This is a genomic window from Luteimonas panaciterrae, assembly GCF_020511115.1.
GTDB classification, from domain to species: domain Bacteria; phylum Pseudomonadota; class Gammaproteobacteria; order Xanthomonadales; family Xanthomonadaceae; genus Luteimonas; species Luteimonas panaciterrae.
Genome location: NZ_JAJAVH010000008.1, coordinates 218,234 through 237,058 on the forward strand (window position 1 = coordinate 218,234; position 18,825 = coordinate 237,058).

The 18,825-nt window shown below is 64.7% G+C and carries 12 protein-coding genes; 5 read left to right on the top strand and 7 right to left on the bottom strand.

The window, feature by feature from the left end:
* Positions 1–3 precede the first annotated feature (3 nt).
* Positions 4–831 carry a c-type cytochrome gene (locus tag LG367_RS11920; RefSeq protein WP_226469471.1) on the top strand — a complete coding sequence of 276 codons (828 nt, stop codon included), beginning with the start codon at positions 4–6 and terminating at the stop codon, positions 829–831.
* A 100-nt stretch (positions 832–931) separates the two neighbouring features.
* Here the strand turns inward: LG367_RS11920 and LG367_RS11925 are convergent, their stop codons facing one another.
* The 6 genes from LG367_RS11925 to LG367_RS11950 form a co-directional block, all read right to left on the bottom strand.
* Positions 932–3,298: a heavy metal translocating P-type ATPase gene (locus tag LG367_RS11925; protein ID WP_425490959.1), complete on the bottom strand. Its 2,367-nt coding sequence runs from the start codon at positions 3,296–3,298 to the stop codon at positions 932–934.
* A 122-nt stretch (positions 3,299–3,420) separates the two neighbouring features.
* A complete protein-coding gene (locus LG367_RS11930) occupies positions 3,421–3,819 on the bottom strand; it encodes a heavy metal-responsive transcriptional regulator (RefSeq protein WP_226469473.1) in 399 nt (132 codons plus the stop codon).
* A 139-nt stretch (positions 3,820–3,958) separates the two neighbouring features.
* Positions 3,959–5,314: a Gfo/Idh/MocA family protein gene (locus LG367_RS11935; protein WP_226469474.1), complete on the bottom strand. Its 1,356-nt coding sequence runs from the start codon at positions 5,312–5,314 to the stop codon at positions 3,959–3,961.
* Positions 5,315–5,422: 108 nt separating this feature from the next.
* Entirely contained in the window at positions 5,423–6,697 is a 1,275-nt protein-coding gene (locus LG367_RS11940; RefSeq protein WP_226469475.1) for a DUF3472 domain-containing protein, read from the bottom strand.
* Positions 6,698–6,800: 103 nt separating this feature from the next.
* Complete coding sequence (locus tag LG367_RS11945) at positions 6,801–9,809, bottom strand: TonB-dependent receptor domain-containing protein (RefSeq protein ID WP_226469476.1); 3,009 nt, start codon at positions 9,807–9,809, stop codon at positions 6,801–6,803.
* A 129-nt stretch (positions 9,810–9,938) separates the two neighbouring features.
* The gene (locus tag LG367_RS11950) at positions 9,939–13,259 is read right to left on the bottom strand and encodes a TIM-barrel domain-containing protein (RefSeq protein ID WP_226469477.1); all 3,321 of its coding nucleotides are present in this window, start codon (positions 13,257–13,259) and stop codon (positions 9,939–9,941) included.
* 359 nt (positions 13,260–13,618) lie between these two features.
* Between LG367_RS11950 and LG367_RS11955 the strand changes: the two genes are divergently transcribed.
* The 4 genes from LG367_RS11955 to LG367_RS11970 are packed head-to-tail and all read left to right on the top strand — an operon-like array spanning position 13,619 to position 17,891.
* Positions 13,619–14,776, top strand: a complete 1,158-nt coding sequence (locus LG367_RS11955) for an SIS domain-containing protein (protein WP_226469478.1) — start codon at positions 13,619–13,621, stop codon at positions 14,774–14,776.
* Positions 14,769–15,716, top strand: coding sequence for an ROK family protein (locus LG367_RS11960; protein ID WP_226469479.1), 948 nt, complete (start codon positions 14,769–14,771; stop codon positions 15,714–15,716). The genes LG367_RS11955 and LG367_RS11960 overlap by 8 nt, the downstream gene beginning before the upstream one ends.
* A gap of 30 nt (positions 15,717–15,746) precedes the next feature.
* Complete coding sequence (locus LG367_RS11965; protein WP_226469480.1) at positions 15,747–17,081, top strand: D-tagatose-bisphosphate aldolase, class II, non-catalytic subunit; 1,335 nt, start codon at positions 15,747–15,749, stop codon at positions 17,079–17,081.
* 33 nt (positions 17,082–17,114) lie between these two features.
* A complete protein-coding gene (locus LG367_RS11970) occupies positions 17,115–17,891 on the top strand; it encodes a DeoR family transcriptional regulator (protein ID WP_226469481.1) in 777 nt (258 codons plus the stop codon).
* A gap of 549 nt (positions 17,892–18,440) precedes the next feature.
* On the opposite strand, the gene LG367_RS11975 is transcribed toward LG367_RS11970, so the two are convergent.
* Complete coding sequence (locus LG367_RS11975) at positions 18,441–18,803, bottom strand: hypothetical protein (RefSeq protein ID WP_226469482.1); 363 nt, start codon at positions 18,801–18,803, stop codon at positions 18,441–18,443.
* Positions 18,804–18,825: the final 22 nt, after the last annotated feature.

Genomic DNA, 18,825 nt, shown 5'->3' on the forward strand with positions numbered 1-18,825 from the left:
CTCATGAAAACCATCACCATCGCCGCTCTCACGATCGGCGCACTCGCCGTTGTGGCCGCTGCCGGCGGCGCCGCTGTCATGTATTCCGGCGCCTACAACGTCGCCGCGGATGAACCGCACACGCGGCCGGTCTACGCGCTCCTGGACCTTGCGCGCGAACGCTCGATCGCCACGCGTGCGAACGAGTTGCAAGTCCCCGCGGACATCGGCAATCCAGCTCGCGTTCGCCAGGGAGCCGGAAACTACGCCGCCATGTGCGCGGGCTGCCATCTTTCTCCCGGCGCTGAGGAGACCGAACTGAGCAAGGGGCTGTATCCGGCCCCACCCGATCTCTCGCAACACGCCGTTGCGCCCGCCAAGGCCTTCTGGGCCATCAAGCACGGCATCAAGGCCAGCGGCATGCCGGCCTGGGGCAAGAGCATGGGCGACGACTACATCTGGAACATGGCCGCGTTCCTGCAGCAGCTTCCCAAGCTAGACAAGGCGCAATACGACGCACTGGTCGCCAGCAGCGGCGGGCATTCCCATGGTGGCAGCGAAACCGGCGGCCATTCGCATGCCGACAAAGACGAGCGCCATCCTGAGCATAGTGGCAATGCCGGGCCTGAGACAGGTCACGATGAAATGTCTGACATGCCAAATCAAACCGCGCCAGCCACGGGCGAAACGCATGCGCATGCCGACGGCAAGCAGCACATGCATGCACCGAGCAAGCCAACCACTCCTGTCACGAAGGACAAGGCGACCGTCGGTGATCCGCACGTGGGCATGAAGATGCAGGAAACGAAGCCTGCCGAGCCGGCGGAGGATCAACACGAGCATCAACATTGATCCGCCCTTCCGATACCAACGCGATAAGCCGGATCATCGAATCCGGCCTATCGTTACAGTGCTGGAGAGGGCGTGCTGTGCTTACACCCACCGGCTTGACCTAATGGCGGGAAACACCACGCGCGGGTTCGGCGCGACGAACTTCCGGCGATGCATCAGCCGACGAGGATCGTGCCAAGCGCAGTGCATTGCTCACCACCGACACCGAACTCAGACTCATCGCCAGCGCCGCGATCATCGGACTCAGCAGCCATCCGAACACGGGATACAGGATGCCGGCGGCGATCGGCACGCCAAGCGCGTTGTAAAGGAAGGCGAATCCCAGGTTCTGCTTCATGTTCGCAACCGTGCCTCGGGAAATCTCCATCGCCTGCACGATCCGGCGCAGATCGCCCTTGACCAGCGTCACCTGCGCGCTCGACATGGCGACATCGGTGCCGGTGCCCATCGCGATGCCGACATCGGCCGCGGCCAGCGCCGGCGCATCGTTGATGCCGTCGCCCGCCATCGCCACGCGACGGCCTTCGCTCTTCAGCCGTTGCACCAACACCGCCTTATCCTGCGGACGCACTTCGCCATGCACCTCCTCGATGCCCAGCGCCTGTCCGACAGCCGCGGCCGTGGCCTGCGCGTCGCCGGAGGCCATCACCAGGTGCAATCCGGCGGCGCGCAGTTCGTTCAACGCCGGCAGCGTCGTGGCCTTGATCGGATCGGCGACGGCGATCGCGCCGGCAAGACGGCCGTCGGCCGCGAGATACATCACGCTGGCGCCTTCCTTGCGCAAACGTTCGACATCACTGCGCATCGGCGCGACATCGGCGCCCACTTCCGTCATCAAGGCTTGATTGCCGAGAGCCAGCGCGCGATTGAAAACACGTCCGCGCACGCCCATGCCGGTGACCGATTCGAAATCTTCCGTGCGCTCCAATGCCAGGCCGCGGCGCTTGGCCTCGCCCAGGATCGCTTCGGCGAGCGGGTGCTCACTGCCCTGCTCCAGACTGGCGGCCCACTGCAGCACCTGGTCCGCGGTGAAGCCTTCGGCCACGATCGCGTCACGGTACGCGGGCCGGCCCTCGGTCAAGGTGCCGGTCTTGTCGACGATCAGCGTATCGATCGTGCGCAGCCGCTCGATCGCCTCGGCATCTCGGAACAGCACGCCGGCCTTCGCGGCGCGGCCGGTCGCGACCATGATCGACATCGGCGTGGCCAATCCGAGAGCACACGGACAGGCGATGATCAGCACGGAAACGGCGTTGAGCACGGCATACGTCCACGAGGGCTCCGGCCCGAACAATCCCCAGCCCAGCAATGTGAGCAACGCAACGGTGAGCACGGCCAGCACGAACCAGAACGCGACCTTGTCGGCCATGCGCTGCATGGGCGCGCGCGAACGCTGCGCCTGCGCGACCAGCTGCACGATCTGCGACAGCACCGTCTCCGATCCGACCTTCTCGGCGCGAATCACCAGGCTTCCGGTGCCGTTGAGCGTGGCGCCGATCACCTTGGCGCCCGCGGTCTTCTCCACCGGGATCGGTTCACCGGTCAGCATCGACTCATCGACGCTGGAACGGCCTTCGAGCACTTCGCCATCCACCGGCACCTTCTCACCCGGGCGCACGCGCAGCCGGTTGCCCACGTGCACGTGTTCGAGCGGAATGTCTTCCTCGCTACCATCGTCGTTGACGCGCCGTGCCGTCTTGGGCGCCAGGCCGAGCAGGGATTTGATCGCCGCGGATGTCTTCGAGCGCGCCCGCAGCTCCAGCAGCTGGCCCAGCAAGGTGAGCGAGACGATGACGGCGGCGGCCTCGAAATACACACCGACCCTGCCGTGTTCGCGGAACGAATCCGGGAACAGATCCGGCGCGACGGTGGCGATGACGCTGTAACCGAACGCAGACGCCACACCGATGCCGATCAGCGTCCACATGTTGGGGCTGCGATTGCGGATCGACTGCGCGCAACGCACGAAGAACGGCCAGCCCGCCCACAGCACCACGGGCGTGCTCAGGATCAATTCGATCCAGGTGCGCGCTTCCGTCGAGAGAAAGGTGATGCGATGGCCGAGCATCGCCAACGCCAGCACGGCGAGCGACAGCGGCAGCGTCCACCAGAAGCGATGCGAGAAATCGCGTAGCTCCGGGTTGTCGTCCTCCTCCAGGCTCGGCATCTCCGGTTCGAGCGCCATGCCGCAAATCGGGCAGGTGCCCGGCCCTTCCTGGCGAATCTGCGGGTGCATCGGGCAGGTGTAGATCGTGCCTGCGGGCGCGGGGGTCGCCGCCACCGGCGATGCGTGATGCCCATGCGCAGCATGGTCGTGCGCATGCGCGCCTGGCGAAGCCGCGTGTTCGGACGACACATACCTAGCCGGATCGGCCACGAATTTCTCGCGGCACCGCGCCGAGCAGAAGTGGTATTCCACGCCGGCATGCATGGCGTGATGCGCCGTGGTCGCGGGATCGACCTGCATACCGCAAACGGGATCGCGTACCGATGACTGCGGCGCGGCGACGGATGTCTTGTGCGTCGAACAGCAACTGTGGCCGTGACCGGCCCCGGATTGATCACCATGCCGCGAAGGCTGATGCGTGCTCACGTCCGCTCCTCCACCAATGCATTGAGGATCGGACAACGATCGAGCGCGCCATGACCGGGGCAGGCGTCCACCAAGGCCTTGAGCCCGTCGCGGATGCGGCCGAGTTCGGCGATCTTCACCTCGATCTCGGCCAGCTTTTCCGCGGCCGTCGCCTTGAGGCCGGCCATGTCGTCTTCGCGATGGTCGGAGAGCGACAACAGATCGCGGATCTCGCCGAGCGTGAAGCCGAGCGCCTTGGCCCGCCGCACGAAGCGCAGGCGTGCCACGTCCGACGCTTCGAACGAACGGTAGCCGGAATCCCGGCGCGCCGGCAGCGGCAGCAATCCCTGCCGTTCGTAGTAGCGCACCGTGTCGATGCCGACGCCGACTCGCTGCGCGAGTTCACCAATTTTCACCGTGCACTCCGGTTTCTGGACTGTCGATGCGACAAGTCTGCACCCTGGACCAGGGTCCAGAGTCAAGCCCTTGTTACGAACCGGTGTGGCGGTGGCGTCCTGGGAGCAGCGGCGCCGGCCTGGCTACCTCAGGCGATCCTCAATAGCTCGCATCGAACGCGAAAATCGGCTTGCGCGACCGCCACAGCCCCTTGGTGAAATCCGGGAACTCCAGCGTCCTGAACCCTTCGGCGATGGATTGTTCCGACAGCGGCGTGATCGCGCTCCAGGCCACCGCGTCGTAGATGTCGATGGGCATCGGCGCCTCCGCCTTCACCGCCTCGACGAAGGCATGGATGACGAAATAATCCATGCCGCCATGACCGGCGCCGGCGGCGCTGTCGGCGTACTTGCGCCAGAGCGGATGATCGTACTGATCCTGGTAGGCCTGGAACAGCTCCCACTTGTGCGGCGGGCTGCGGCCTTCGATGTGGATCGACTGGTTCAAGTCCATCCATAGGCCATGAGTGCCCTGCACGCGGAAACCGAGCGAATAAGGCCGCGGCAGCGAGGTATCGTGCTGCAGCAGGATGGTCTCGCCGTTCTCGCAGGCCAGGGTCGTGGTGACGATATCTCCCAGCTTGAACTTCACCTGCGTGCTGGGATGCGTGGTGCCGCCGCTCTTGGCCACCGTGTAGTCGTGCAGGCCACGCGCTTTGGTGGCGAAGCTGTTGATGTGGGTGAAGCGATTGCCGCGATTGATGCCTGTGTACATCGCGCACGGCCCGATGCCGTGGCTGGGATACAGCTCGCCGTTGCGACGCACCGAATGCTCGGTGCGCCAGCGCGCTTCCGACCAGGCCTTGGGACCGAACTCGACGCCGCTGTCGTATGGCTGATCAGGATTTCCGGAATTGAATTTCACTCCGCGCAGATCGTGCTGATAACCGGCTTGCAGATGCACGAGCTCGCCGAACAGGCCCGCACGCACCATCTGCAACGCCGCCATGACATCGCGCCGGTAGCAGACGTTCTCCAGCAGCATGTACGGCGTGCCGGTGCGCTGCTGCGTTTCCAGTACGTTCCAGTGATCTTGCAGGGTGACGCCGGTCACCACTTCGCAACCAACCGGAATCCTGGCCTCCATCGCATCGATCGACATCGGCGCGTGCCATTCCCATGGGGTGGCGATGATCACCGCGTCCAGGCCGCGCTGCTGCAGCAGACGGCGATAGGCGTGCACATCCTGATCTTCACCGTATGTCTTGGGCGCGGGCTTCCCGGCCTTGTCCGCCATCTCCAGCGCACGCTTGAGCATGATCGGCTCGATATCGCACAGCGCGGCGACCTCAACGTCGTCGCGACGCAGCAACTCGCGCAGCAACACCTGCCCGCGCATGCCGGTGCCGATCATGCCCAGACGCAAACGGCGGCGTGCCGCGTGGGCGGGCAAGGATGGCAGCAGGCTGGTCGCGCCCAATGCTGCGGCGGCGAAGATGAAGTCTCTACGATGCATTGCGATCTCTCTCCATACATCATTGCGAATCTTTGGGATCGGCTCGATCTCGGGCCGGACAACAAGCCGTCAACGAGCTTCAGGTTAACGCCAACCGTGCGCTCGGAATCAGGGCAATGTATTCAAATCGATGGCCGGCGGCGTCCCGTTCGTCGTTCGCACGAAGCTCTGCCCGGGAGCGACGGGCGGCGAGAAGAAACCACCCATGTGCAGATAGAACAGATTGCCGTTCACGCCGCCCGCGTAATCCAGCCGTTGCTGGTTGCTTCCGGTCGCGTCCACGGTGAAGCGGGCAGTCGCGAGTTCGGTCCAGGCACCGCCCGCGGGCTTGGCCCACTGATTGCCGTAGCGAGCGCTGCGGCCGAGGTAGCCGTTTTCCGGAAGAAACGATTCCAGGAACGAATACAGCGAGCGCAGAGACGTGGGACCACCAGGACGCTTCCAGGTGGCGATCAGCTGCCAGTCCGTGCACTTGCTCTTGCTGGCCGAACTCGCCGCCTCGGCGAACCAGGAGGTGAACAGCGTGCCGCCATTGCCATCCGGCCGGGCGCGCGTGAGGAAGCGATAGGTATGTCCGGCCTGCCATGGATACACGAGATAGCTCTGACCGCCGGTGCCTTCGCCGCCGAAGTCGTTGGTGACCACGTTCCGCCCTTTGGCAACCAGCGTCGTCTTTCCGCCGTCCGGCGCATCCCAGATCGAGAACAGCACTCTGCGTTCAGTAAGCGAGTTGACCTGGATGCCGAAATAACCGCCGTCGAATCCATTGGCCATGTAGTAGGAACCGACTGCATCCTGCCCCACCGGCACCGTCACTTCGCTGTAGACGTATTCGGTATCGGTAGGGGCCTGATAGCCCAGATGGACCGAAGGGCCGCGGCGCGACCAATAGAAGTTCTCCGGATCATTGGCGAACACGGCACCAACGGCGGCACTGCCCGCGATGCGCACGTCGCTGACATCTCCGTAGTACCGACCGTCGGTGGACACGCCCTGCAGGTCCAGCTTCACATAGCCCGGGCGATCGATGGTGAAGCTTCCGACCGGGAACACCGCGCTCTCCGTGCCGAAAAGATTCACCGGCAGCGATTGATTGCCCACGGTGACCTTGACCGTGCTGCGGTTCGCGCCCGCGAGCGCTCCCACCAACGCCACCTGCAGCTCTCCCGCCTGCTGCACGCTGAAGTAGACGCTGGCGACAGCTCGGTTCGAATCCCAGTTGTGCAAACCGGTCTCGGTGATGACTTCATGGGCGGCCGGTGCCGGTTTGGTGATGAAAGCATTGCCGCCCAACGGCACGGTGACCGTGGTTTCCTGCGCAGCGGCGATGCCAGGCAATACGAACCACAGCAATACGAGACTTGCACGAACGAGCGATCTCATGAGTGTTCTCCGTGATGAGGAGGTACTGGCGTGATAGTTCGGGTTGGAAGATCGCCACGACCGGAAGTCGGCCGGCCGTGGCGGGGGTCTATGTGATTCGTGACTAGAACTTGTAGTTCAGCGAGATGCTGTAGATGCGGCCATACAAGTTGGTGTAGTCGCTGGCATCGCCGAGGAAGCTGTTCGGGTCGTAGAACGGCAGTCGATCGAACAGGTTCTTCACCGTGACGCCAACCTTCACGTTTTCCAGCGGCCGCCAGGTCACGCCGAGGTTCGCCGTCCACCAGGCCGGAACGCCGTTGCACTGCCCGGGCGAGGGTTTGTTGTAGTACGCCATGCACTTGCCCGGCAGCGAATCGACATCGGTCTTGTCATAGGCCCACTTGGTGCCGCCGACATAGTTGATGAACAGACTTGTGGTCCAGTTGCCGTAATTCCAGTCGGCGTTCAACGTGGCACGCAGCCTCGGGTTGCCGTAGTAGCCGACCGTATTGCCGTAGGCCCAGCCGGTGCTGCTGTCGAGAAGGACCGTGTCGTTGCGACGCGCGATCGTTGCGGCCAGTCCGACGTTCAGCCCGCCCCAGTCGCCCAGCGAGAAACGGCCTCGGGCATCGATGTCGAAACCATCGACCAGGGTGCGACCCTGATTCTTGTACTGACCGACGACGCTGGACACATTGCCCACGCTGTAGGTCGGCAGCGTGCCGGGACAGGTCACGCCGCTGGCGGGATCGGCGCACATGGCGGCAAGCGTCGCCAGATTGGCGCGATCGGCGTCGGTGATCGGGAAGCGCGTCGAGGACACGATGTCCGCCGCCTTGCTGAAGTCCGGCGCGGCGATCTGGTCGCGACGGTAGATGAACCAATAATCGGCCGACAGCGACAGCCATTTCGTCGGTTCGTACACGAAGCCCAGCGTGGCGATCTTGGCCTTCTCCGGCTCCAGGTCCTGGTTGGGTTGCGTCATGCGCGCCACGGTGCGGCTGCAATCCGCGTTCAACAGCGACGTGCCGAGATCCTTGTCGCCCTGGCGATTCGACTGCAGCAGCAGATTGGCGATCGCATTCGTCTCGTTGCAACGGGTCTCGTCCCGATAGCCGCCGAGCTGGGCGAAGACACCACCGGTGCCGGACTCGGCCAGGCTCGGCGCGCGGAAGCCTTCCGAATAAGTGCCGCGCAACAACAGTTCCGGCAGCATCTGGTACTTGATGCCGATCTTCGGCGCGACGTTGGCGCTGAAATTCGGATACTTGTCCACGCGCACCGCCGCGTCGATTTCCAGCTTCTCGGTGATGGGCGCGACGGCTTCGGCGAACACCGCGCTCGTCGTGCGCTCTCCGTCGAACCATGAACCGCCTTGCTGCGTGATCAGGCCGTTGGCCGCATCCGGATTGCCGGGCGTGAAGAACGACTCGCGCATCACACTGAAACCGAATGCCGCGCGCACTTCGCCGGCCGGCAGCGTATAGATCGGGCCTTCGATCTTGCCGTCCAGTGTGTGGAGGCGCGTCCAGGAATGGATGTCGAACGTGGGATAGGCCTCGCGGATCAATTTCGCGTTCGCCTCGTTGATGACGCCGAACTGGTAGGCCGGGTTGTCGGCCATCAACGTGCGACCGGTGACCGGATCGATCGTGAACGGACCGAACGCCTTCGCGAACCCTTCCAGATTGACGTTGACGGTCTGGTACGTGACCGAGTGCGTCCCGGCGGTGGCGAGCGCGGTCTCCCAGTTCCAGTCGCCGATGTTGCCGCGCAGGCCGGCGAGCGCCCGATAGCTCTTGTCGGTGTTGCGCTGGCCGAAGTAGTCGTCACCCACGTCCTGCAACAGGTATTGCAGCCCGACCACGCCACCCATCAACGCCTTCAGCTCGGGACTGGCGTTGTTATACACGTTGTTCGGGCCCATGAACGGGTAGCTGAAGGTATTGACGTTCACACCCGTGTTGCGCGCGAACCAGCTCGTCGGATTGCCGCTCGTACTGTTGAAGGCACGCGGCGTGCCGCCGTTGGCCGTCAGTTCGATATCCGTGTAGGTCGCCTCACCGAAGGCTTCCATCGAATCGCCGATCAGGAAATCCCCGTGCAAGTAAATCGTGGTGCGCTTCGACTTGGCGCCCGCATCGATCTCGTTGTTCAACCACGTCTGCCAGATACATCGCGGACCGGCCGCTTCGGTGGTCAGCACGTTGGCGCAACCCGGCGCGGGCTGTTGCACGCGGGCACCGGTGTTCGGATCGAACGCGAAATAGCTGCCGGGATTGAACACGCCCGGGGCGCTGCCATTGTTGAGGCGGAAATTGTTGATGTAGTTCGGATTGTTGACGTAGTACTGGCGCGGCTTCTTGTCGTACCAGTCGCTGAGCGGAATCGGATCGCGCCGATACAGATTGACCGAAGCGTAGAGGTTGTAGCGATCCTTCTCGAGATCGCCGATGCCGGCGGTGATGCTGGCCTGATGCTCGCCGTAGGAATCGATGCGCGACGACGTGTCGCTGCTCAAGCTGAGCTCGACACCATCGAACGACTTCTTCGTGATCACGTTGATCACGCCGGCCACCGCATCGGTGCCGTAGACCGCCGAGGCGCCGTCGGTCAGCACTTCCATGCGCTCGATCGCGGCGGCGGGAATCGCGTCGATGTTGACGAACTGGGTCTGGAACCCCGCCGGCGCGCCGTAGTACGACAGGCGGCGGCCGTTCAACAATACCAGCGTGCCCTGGGCGCCGAGGCCGCGCAGGTTGGCTTGCGAGGCACCGTCGGAACCGGTGAACAGCGACTTGAAGTCCTGCTGCGCTGGCCGCGCGGCAGGCAGGTTGTCGAGCACCTGGAGCAAGGTGCGCGCGCCCATGTTCTCGATGTCCTGCTTGCTGACGATCTGCAGCGGCGAGGCGGTCTCGACATCGGTGCGCTTGATGTTGGAGCCGGTGACTTCGATCCGGGCCAGATCGGTGGCCTTGCTATCGCCACCGGCTTTTTCCGCTTCCGTTTGCGGAGTGCCGGGATCGGCTGTCTGCGCGGAAGCCGGACCCGCCGCGGCGAGCGCCATGCTCAACGCAACGGACAAGGTGGTGGCGGGGATGCGGCGATGGCGATGGCGTACTGGCAACATCTTTGTCTCCTTGTTCGGTCCGCAGGCGGGGGGACTGCGCGAGTGAATGGGTTTGCGTCAGGCAACAGCGGGCCCGTGCCACGGCTGGCGAGCCGCAGTTGGAAAGCACTGAATGTGGGTACAACTCGACTAAGGTGGCGCGATCGTGGCGGTGTCGCCCTCCTGTCCAATCAGGACCGCATTGGCCCAGTTGCCGCAGACCCGCGCCGGCTGCGCGCCTTGCGCGCCAAGCGTGCGCAGGCTCAGACGGTGCAGACCACGGAGATCGAGTTCGGGTTTGACGACGCCGGGCGCGCGCACCAATCCACTGTCGTAGAGCAGGCGGTCGTCGCCCCACACCTGGAATTGCATGCCGCCGGCATCGCGGCAGCTGTCGTCGATGCCGAGATCGGCGCGCAACAGGCGCCAGTCGCCTTGTAGTTGCACATCGATGCGGCTGTCGGTGCCGACACCCAGGCCGCGGCGGAAGTGCAGGCCGTTCATGCGCATCTCCGATGCGCCGCCATGCGCGCGATCACGGGCCACTTCGGCCGAGAACGCGGGCGGCAGCGCCAGTTCGGAGAGATAGCGTTGTTGCATCGGGCGTTCGCTCGATGCGTGTTCGAGCACATGAAACGTGGACAGTGCGATCGGCCCGACATCGCGCGGCTGCAACGCATCGAAGGCACGCGCGCCACCACCCTGCGCGGCCGTCACCATCGGATCGCTGCCGCTGGCGGCATCGCCTTCCGGGTTCTGCGTGCTCAGCACGCGGAAACGCAACAGTCGGCCAGCATGCGCGGGGAAATCGATGCGCTGCATGCCCTGCTGCAACGTCAGGCGTCCGCGCTTGACCGGTGCGCCCCACTCGCCGTTGCTGTCGGCGAGATAGATTTCGTAGTCGCGGATCTGCCCGTGCTTCCAGTTCTTGTCGTTGCGCGGGGCCAGCTCGATGCCGTCGATCAGACGGCGCTCACCGAAACCGATCGTCCACTCGTGCGCGCCGGTGCGCACGGCCTGGTTGCGCACGGTGCGGAACCAGGTGGTGGGATCGTCGTCGAAGGCGTTCTCGAGCGGATGGCCGGGTTCTTCCGCGGGACGATTGACCACGAGCAGGCTGTCGGAAGGCAAGGCGCGGCCAAGCACGGGCGCGGCTGGGAAATCGTCATCAGGCAAAGCGGCGGCGACCGGGAAATCCAGGCGGAAATCCAGCGCACGGCGGATATCGATCGATGACGTGCGCACATGTAGCGTGCCGCGTCGCTCGGCGGGGTCGAAATACCAGCCTTCCGCGGCGGACTGCAAATCCGCTGCACTGGCGACCACCGGCAACGCACGGCCGTCGAGTTCCACGGCATGCGGACGCATGCGACTGAGCACGCGCAACGCGTAGCGGCGCTGCGGCAGTTGGCCATCGTACTGGCCGCGCACGGCATCGATGCGCACGCGCACTTCGCCGCTGCCCTGCTCCGGCGCTCGCATGACGATCTCCTGTTCGCTGGACTCGCCTTGCGCGTAGCGGCGCGTGTTGCCGTCGTCCTCGTACAGGGTGTAGTGCGATTCGCCCTGCGGATACAGATCGAGGGTGAGTTCGTCGATCGGCTTCTCGCCGTCATAGAGCATCGCCGGATACATCGGCACGATCGCGCCGGCGCGCACGAACACGGGCAGCGCCTTCAGATCGACCTGACGATCGATCTGGCGGCCCTGCGCCCCCGCCAGCAACTGGCGGCCGTCCCAATAGTCGATCCAGCGACCCGGCGGCAGATGGATATCCCGCCGCCAGCCGCGACTGGCGGCCTGGCTGCGATACACCGGCGCCACCAACAGTTCGCGGCCGAGCAGGAACTGATATTTGTGCGCCTCGGTGTACGCCTGCGGGTCCTGCGGGTCGTCCCACATCAGCGCGCGCACCAGCGGCGCGCCGCTGCGCTCGGTCTCGCGCGCCAGTCCGTACATGTACGGCGTAAGGCGCATCTTGAGCTTCAGATAATCGCGATTGATGCCGCGATACGGCTCATCGAACGCCCACGGATGCTTGCGCGTGTTCGACGACCAGCCGGACATGCCCATCAGCACCGGCGTGAAGCTCTTCCATTGCAGATCACGGGTGAAGGTCTCGGCGCTGCCGCCGAAGATGCCGTCGACATCACCGGTGGCGTAGGCCATGCCCGACAACCCCGAACCGATCACCGTCGGAATGTGCCAGCGGATGTAATCCCAGCTGCCGCTCTGATCGCCCGTCCACGCCACCGCGAAACGCTGGATGCCAGCCCAGCCCATCACCGTCCACAGGAACGGACGCGAGTCCGAATTCTTCAGGATGCCGTCGTAGGCGGCATGGTTGGCATCCATCGCGAACTGGTAGCCCTTGCCGGTCCACGCCACGTCGAGCTTCTGCACGCGGCTGCCGGCGGTGCCGACTTCCCAGGCGATCTTGTCGACGCCGTCCTCGGTCCACAAGCCTGTGCGGAAGCCGTAACGCGCCAGGCCTTGCACCACTTCTGGAAGATCCTTGTAGCCACAACCGTAACCATCGTTGGGCAGGATCCAGCCACCGGGCATGTCGTATTCGCGATATTTGCGCGCGACGCTGTCGACCACGTCCGGCGTGGTGCCGGTGGGGCCATCGCTCCACCCTTCGGGCACGGTGCCGGGCTTCTTGGCGTTGTCGCCGTCGTTGTAGCAATCGGCATCGCCGTAGGAGAGCGCCCAGCGCGGCGGCAGCTTGGCGCGGCCGGTCAGCGCGGTGTAGCGATCGAGCAAGGCGTGCAGGCTCGCGCCGACGAAGTAGTAGGCGTCGAAACGATCCTCGCGATGCAGCAGCGTGATCGCCTCGGGCTCGCGCAAGTCGTAATTGCCGTCGCTCCAGGTGTCGCGCAGCATGCCCCAGCCGCGCGAACTCAGCAGCATCGGCGCCGGGCTCGGGCGATCGCCTTCTTCCCAACCACCGGAATAGGAAATCTCCAGTTCGCGGCCCTTGAACTCGAAGCGCCCGTTCTGCTGACCGCCGCCGTAGAAGTGTTCGTCGGATTCGCTAGAGAGCACTTGCACGGTCTGCTCTTGCGACAGATCCAGCGGCTGCAACTCGCGCCACAACGCAATCGTCTTGCCGGCTTCGATCCGATCGAGCGCGAAGCGCAGCGGCTGGCGCTGGATGTGCAACACCAGCACATCGGTGCGGATGCGCACTTCATTCGCATCCTCTTCAAGTTTGAAAGGCACCGCGGACACCGGCTGCGGCAACACGATCGGCGTGGCCTTGTCGCCGGCCGGCAGCAGCTTGCCGTTGCGGCCGGCCTGCACGCGCAGCACGTCGGCGCGCAGCAGATCGATGCGAACGCGCGTGCCGCTGTCGGTGGTGATTTCCCAGCCCGTCGCGCTTTCGCTGGCCGCAACGGGAGCGATGTCGCGCAGATTGCCCACGGGCTCGGCCAAAGCCGGGACGCCCCAGACCAGCAGGGACATCATTGCGGCAAGCAGACTGCCTTTGCGTCGTGCGTGGGTTCCCACCGTGCCCAGCCCCGCTATGCGTGGAATCGAAACCGTTATGGCCGACTCTAGGGCAGCGCATCGAAACATTCAACAAATTTGAAAGAAAAAAGAAGGATATTTTTAAATAAACGAAAGATTGTGCAAGGCAATATTTTCGAAACGAGTGTTCGCGTGTTCGAAATTCACAAGAATTTAGCTCCTCTCCTCGTTAAGCTTTGCCGACCCGCAAATGCAAGTTCAAACTCCGTCTCAATCCGTAACCTTTCTTTTTTCTTTCTTTATTTGACTTTTCGAAAGAAAACGCGGATCGTGCGCGCGCCTAACAGGAATCACGAATGGAAGCCGCTCTGCTCTCTGATTTGTCCGTCTGGCAACACCTCGGCGGACGCCACACCGCCGAAGAAATCGCCCAGCAGCCCGCGCTCTGGGACGAACTGGCGGCTTCGCTCGATCACATGCGTACACGGGTCGACGCCTTTCTAGGCGACTGGCTGCGCCATCCCGAACACCGCGTGATCTTCACCGGCGCCGGCAGTTCCGGCTTCATCGCCGAGATGGTGGCCGATCAGATCAACGCGCAGTGGCCGGCCGACGTGCGCGCGCTGCACACCACGAGTTTGTTGACGCACCCGGCGCTCTATCTGGATCGCGAACGTCCGACGCTGCTGGTGTCGTTCGGTCGCAGCGGCTCCAGCCCCGAAAGCGTGGCCGCGGTGGAACTGGTACACGAACGCGTCGCCCAGGCGCGCTTCCTCGACATCACCTGCAACGGCGAGGGCGAACTGGCGCGACGCGGCCAGGGCCGCGCGGATACGTTCACGCTGCTGATGCCGCCCGCCAGCTGCGATCGCGCCTTCGCGATGACCAGCAGTCTCAGTTGCATGTTACTGGCGGCGCTGACTGTCTTCGATGGTGCGCCGTGGCCGGAACGCCTGGAACGTCTGCGCGCACTCGCGGCCCACGGTCGACAGGCGCTCGCGGACTGGGAAGCTTCCGTGACATCGCTGGCGCAATCGCCGCACACGCGCGTGATCTATCTGGGCAGCGGCCCGCTGGAAGCATTGGCGCGCGAATCCGCGCTCAAGACGCTGGAACTCACCGCTGGCCGTGTGCTGGCGCTGGCCGATACGCCGCTCGGTTTCCGTCATGGCCCCAAGTCCACGCTCGATGCCGACACATTGGTCGTGATGATGCGCAGTGCGCAGCCGATCGCACGCCGCTACGAGCAGGATCTGCTGGACGAACTGCGCCGCGACGGCATCGCCGGACGCGTGCTGTCGGTCGGACCACAGGCGGATGACGGCGAACCGACCGACCTCACCTTGGCCGTGCCCACACTGCCCGACCCTTGGCTCGCGCCGCTGTGGCTGACGATGGCTCAGCGCTACGCCTTGCGACGCTCGGTGGCATTGGGCCTGTCGCCCGACAATCCTTTCCCGGACGGCACGGTCAATCGTGTCGTCCAGGGCGTGATCATCCATCGTCATGACTGATACCGGCGCCAGTACGCGGACCTATTACGGACTCGACATCGGCGGCACCAAGATCGAATTGGTCGCCTGCGACGAGGCATTGGACGTCCGCTACCGGCGCCGCATCCCCACGCCGACGCAGGATTACGAAGCCTTCCTGCACGCGGTCACCGAACTGATCCATGCCGCGGATGCCGATCTCGGCAGCCAATGCCATGCGATCGGGCTCGGCATGCCGGGCGTGCGCGATCGCGTCACGGGATGCCAGCTCAGTTCCAACGTGCCCGCGTTGACCGGCCGGCAAGTCGGCCAGGATTTGCAGGCGCGATTGCAGCGCCCGTTGCATCTGGGCAACGACTGCCAGTGCTTCGCCTTGTCGGAAGCTTACGGTGGCGCGGCGGCCGACTATCCCAGCATGTTCGGCGCGATCCTCGGCACCGGCGCCGGTGGCGGCTATTGCCTCGAAGGCCGCCTGATCGCAGGCGGCAACGGCATCGCCGGCGAATGGGGGCACTGGACCGTCCCCGCCACGCTACTGGAACGCCATGCGCTGCCGCTGCTGGACTGCGCCTGCGGACTGCGTGGCTGCATGGAGCGCTACGTCTCCGGCAGCGGGCTCGAGATGATCCATCGCCATCTTGGCGGCGAGCGCATCGATGCTGGCGCGGTCGCCGCGCGCGCGCATGCCGGCGACGCGATCGCATTGCAAGCACTGGACGTCCATCGCGATCTGCTCGGCCACGGCCTCGCGGGCCTGGTGCTGCTGCTGGACCCGCATGTGATCGTGCTCGGCGGTGGCCTGTCGAAACTCGAACAGCTCTACCAGGCACTGCCCGCCGCGATCGCGACGCATCTGTTCGATGGCGTACACGTTCCGCCGATCCTGCCGGCGGCGTTCGGCGACGCCGGCGGCGCGCGCGGCGCGGCCTTGCTGGCGCGCCAGCACAGCCCGGCATCCTGACTTTCGCTCGTCATTCCAGAGATCGCATCCATGTCCGCTGTCCAATCCCTCATTGCAGCCCATCGCCGTGGCGAGAACGTCGGCCTGTACAGCGTTTGCTGTAGCAACGAGCAGGTGCTGCTGGCCGCCATGCAAGTGGCGCGACATTACGACACGGTGCTGCTGATCGAGGCGACCTCGAATCAGGTCGACCAATTCGGTGGCTACACCGGCATGACACCGGCGCAATTCCGCGATTACGTGCTGCGGCTTGCTCATGCGCAAGCGTTTCCGATCGAACGCCTGATCCTCGGCGGCGACCATCTCGGCCCGAATGCCTGGCAGAAACGCCCGGCCGCCGAAGCCATGGCGCATGCGCGCGAACTGATCGCGGCCTACGTCGCCGCCGGTTTCCACAAGATCCATCTGGATTGCAGCATGTCCTGCGCCGACGATCCGACGCCGCTTCCGGACGAGATCGTGGCCGCGCGTTCGGCCGAACTGGCGCGGATCGCCGAACGCACCGCGGCCGAGGCCGGATTGCCGCCACCGGTTTACGTGATCGGCACCGAAGTGCCGGTGCCGGGTGGTGAAGCCTCACTGGCTGGCGGTTTGGCGGTGACGCGTCCGGAAGCTGCCGCCAAGACATTGGACATCCATCGCCAGGCATTCTCCGCCCCCGATCTCGCCGCCGCATGGGAACGCGTGATCGCGATGGTGGTGCAGCCGGGCGTCGATTTCGATCACAGCTCCGTGCATCACTACGATCCGCAGGCCGCCACCGCGTTGTCAGACTTCGTCGAGACGCAACCGCGCATCGTGTTCGAGGCACACTCCACCGACTACCAGACCGAGGCGTCGCTGCACGCGCTGGTGCGCGATCACTTCGCCATCCTCAAGGTCGGCCCGGCCGCCACTTTCGCGTTCCGCGAGGCCTTGTTCGCGCTGGCGGCGATCGAGGACGAGCTCCTGCCATCAGCGGAACGCTCGCAATTGTTGGAAGTGCTGGATCGCCGCATGGTCGAACACCCGGCGCACTGGCGGAACCACTACAGCGGCGACGAACACCAGTTGCACCTGCTGCGCCGCTACGCGCTCAGCGACCGCTGTCGCTACTACTGGGGCGAGCCGGACGTGAGCGCCGCGGTGGATCGGCTGATCGGCAATTTGCAGCGACATGCACCGCCGCTGATCCTCCTGAGCCAGTTCATGCCCGAACAGCACGACGAGATCGTCGCCGGCCGGCTGACCCCCGACCCGCATGCCCTGATCCAGCACAAGATCTTCGGCCGTCTGGCCGAATACGCCCGCGCCTGCGCCCGCAATCACGTTGGCGAGCTCGGCGAAAACGAAACTTCCGACGCCACGGCGCTTTCGGAAAGGTAAGCTTCCTCTTCCGAGACGCCCGAAAAGATCGCCATGCGAAACACCCGCCAACGTCGGCAACAGATCGTGCAGCTGCTGGTCCAGCACGGCAACGTCCAGGTCGCGGACCTGGTCGAGCGCTTCGACGTGTCCTCGGTGACGATCCGCGCCGACCTCACCCACATCGAATCGCAGGGCCTGGCCACGCGCAACCACGGCGGCGCCACCCTGGTGCGCACGCCACCGCAGGAGCGTGACATTCACGAGAAGGACGCGCTCAACCTGCCGTTGAAGGAATCGATCGGCGTGCGCGCGGCACAGTTGGTGAAACCCGGCGACAACATCATCATCGACTCCGGCTCGACCACGATGACGCTGGCGCGGCATCTGCGCGAACATCGCGACGTCACGGTGATGACCAACGGCCTCAACATCGCCTGGGAACTCGCCAATGCGCCGGGCGTGTCGCTGTTGCTCGCCGGCGGCACGCTGCGCAAGCAGTCGCTGTCGTTGCATGGCAGCCAGGCCGAGGCCAGTCTCGGCGCCTACAGCTTCGACACCCTGTTCCTGGGTGTGGACGGGCTGGATCTACAATTCGGCCTGACCACGCATCACGAAGCGGAAGCCAGCCTCAACCACCGCATGGTCGAGCGCGCGCGCAAGGTCGTGGTGCTGACCGACGCGTCGAAGTTCGGCCGGGTGAGCCTGCACCGCATCGCGCGGCTCGATCAGGTGCATACCGTCATCACCGACGACGGCATCAGCGGCGAATATCGCGAAGGGCTGCAGAAACTCGGCATCGAAGTGATCGTCGCCGAGCCTTCGCTCTGACCGGATTCCCCGCGAGAAACCGCCGCTGTACGCGAAGGCCTCGCGATCGATTCCGACGGCGATGGCTCGGCGAACCACAGCGGGATGATGCTGGTCTGGGCAAGAAGCAAGGCAGGCTGTGGACGGTCGAGGGCAATTCAAGCAACCGAGTCGTCACCAACATGCATCAAGGTCTTGGGGATTCTGAACGACACACTGGTGAAATGATCGCGCTCCCCTCGCTGGTCGAGATACGATCAGCGAGGGCCTGAAGCGCCAGGCCCACGCGACGCGCTTTACGCATGCAGGAACTGCCGCGTACGCAGCAACGCCTCGGCATCGCGGGTGTCCACCGATTGCGTCGGCTGTTCGGGTGAGAATTCGTAAGGCCGCCTGGTCACGGGCCCAAGCACACGCACGCGGGCCCGCTCGCGATATCGCAATGTCACATGCCGGAGACCGCTCGATGTCTCCGGTACTGTTCGGCCTGTCCCCACGCTCGATCCGGTGTCGACACCGGATCGAGGCAGAAGCCCCGGCACGACACCCGGCATCATCGCCGGCAGCGAACTACGTTTTTGTCCGCAACATCCCATCCTCTTCTCCTTGATTCGGTTCGGGCAAAGGCTGCATCACGATTTCGGGTTCGCCGATGCGCTCGCACAGGCAGGCGGCGCCGGACACGGCCAGCCAGACAAGACACGCGTCGAGTGGCTGCGTCGTCACCCACAGCGCGGCGGGCGCGGCCATCCACAAGCTCAGGCATTGAAAACAGTCGAGCATCCGGCCCAGCACGCCATTGCCCAGCCCCAGACGCATGCGTGCGATCAGATCGGCTGGGCCATCCTCGCGCGCGAGCAGGTGCGTGAGGCGCCAGGTCGCGAGGATGGCGATCGTCAGCTTCAACCAGAAATCGCCGTCCTCGCCGATCATCGCCTGCTCCTGCTTGCGTGGT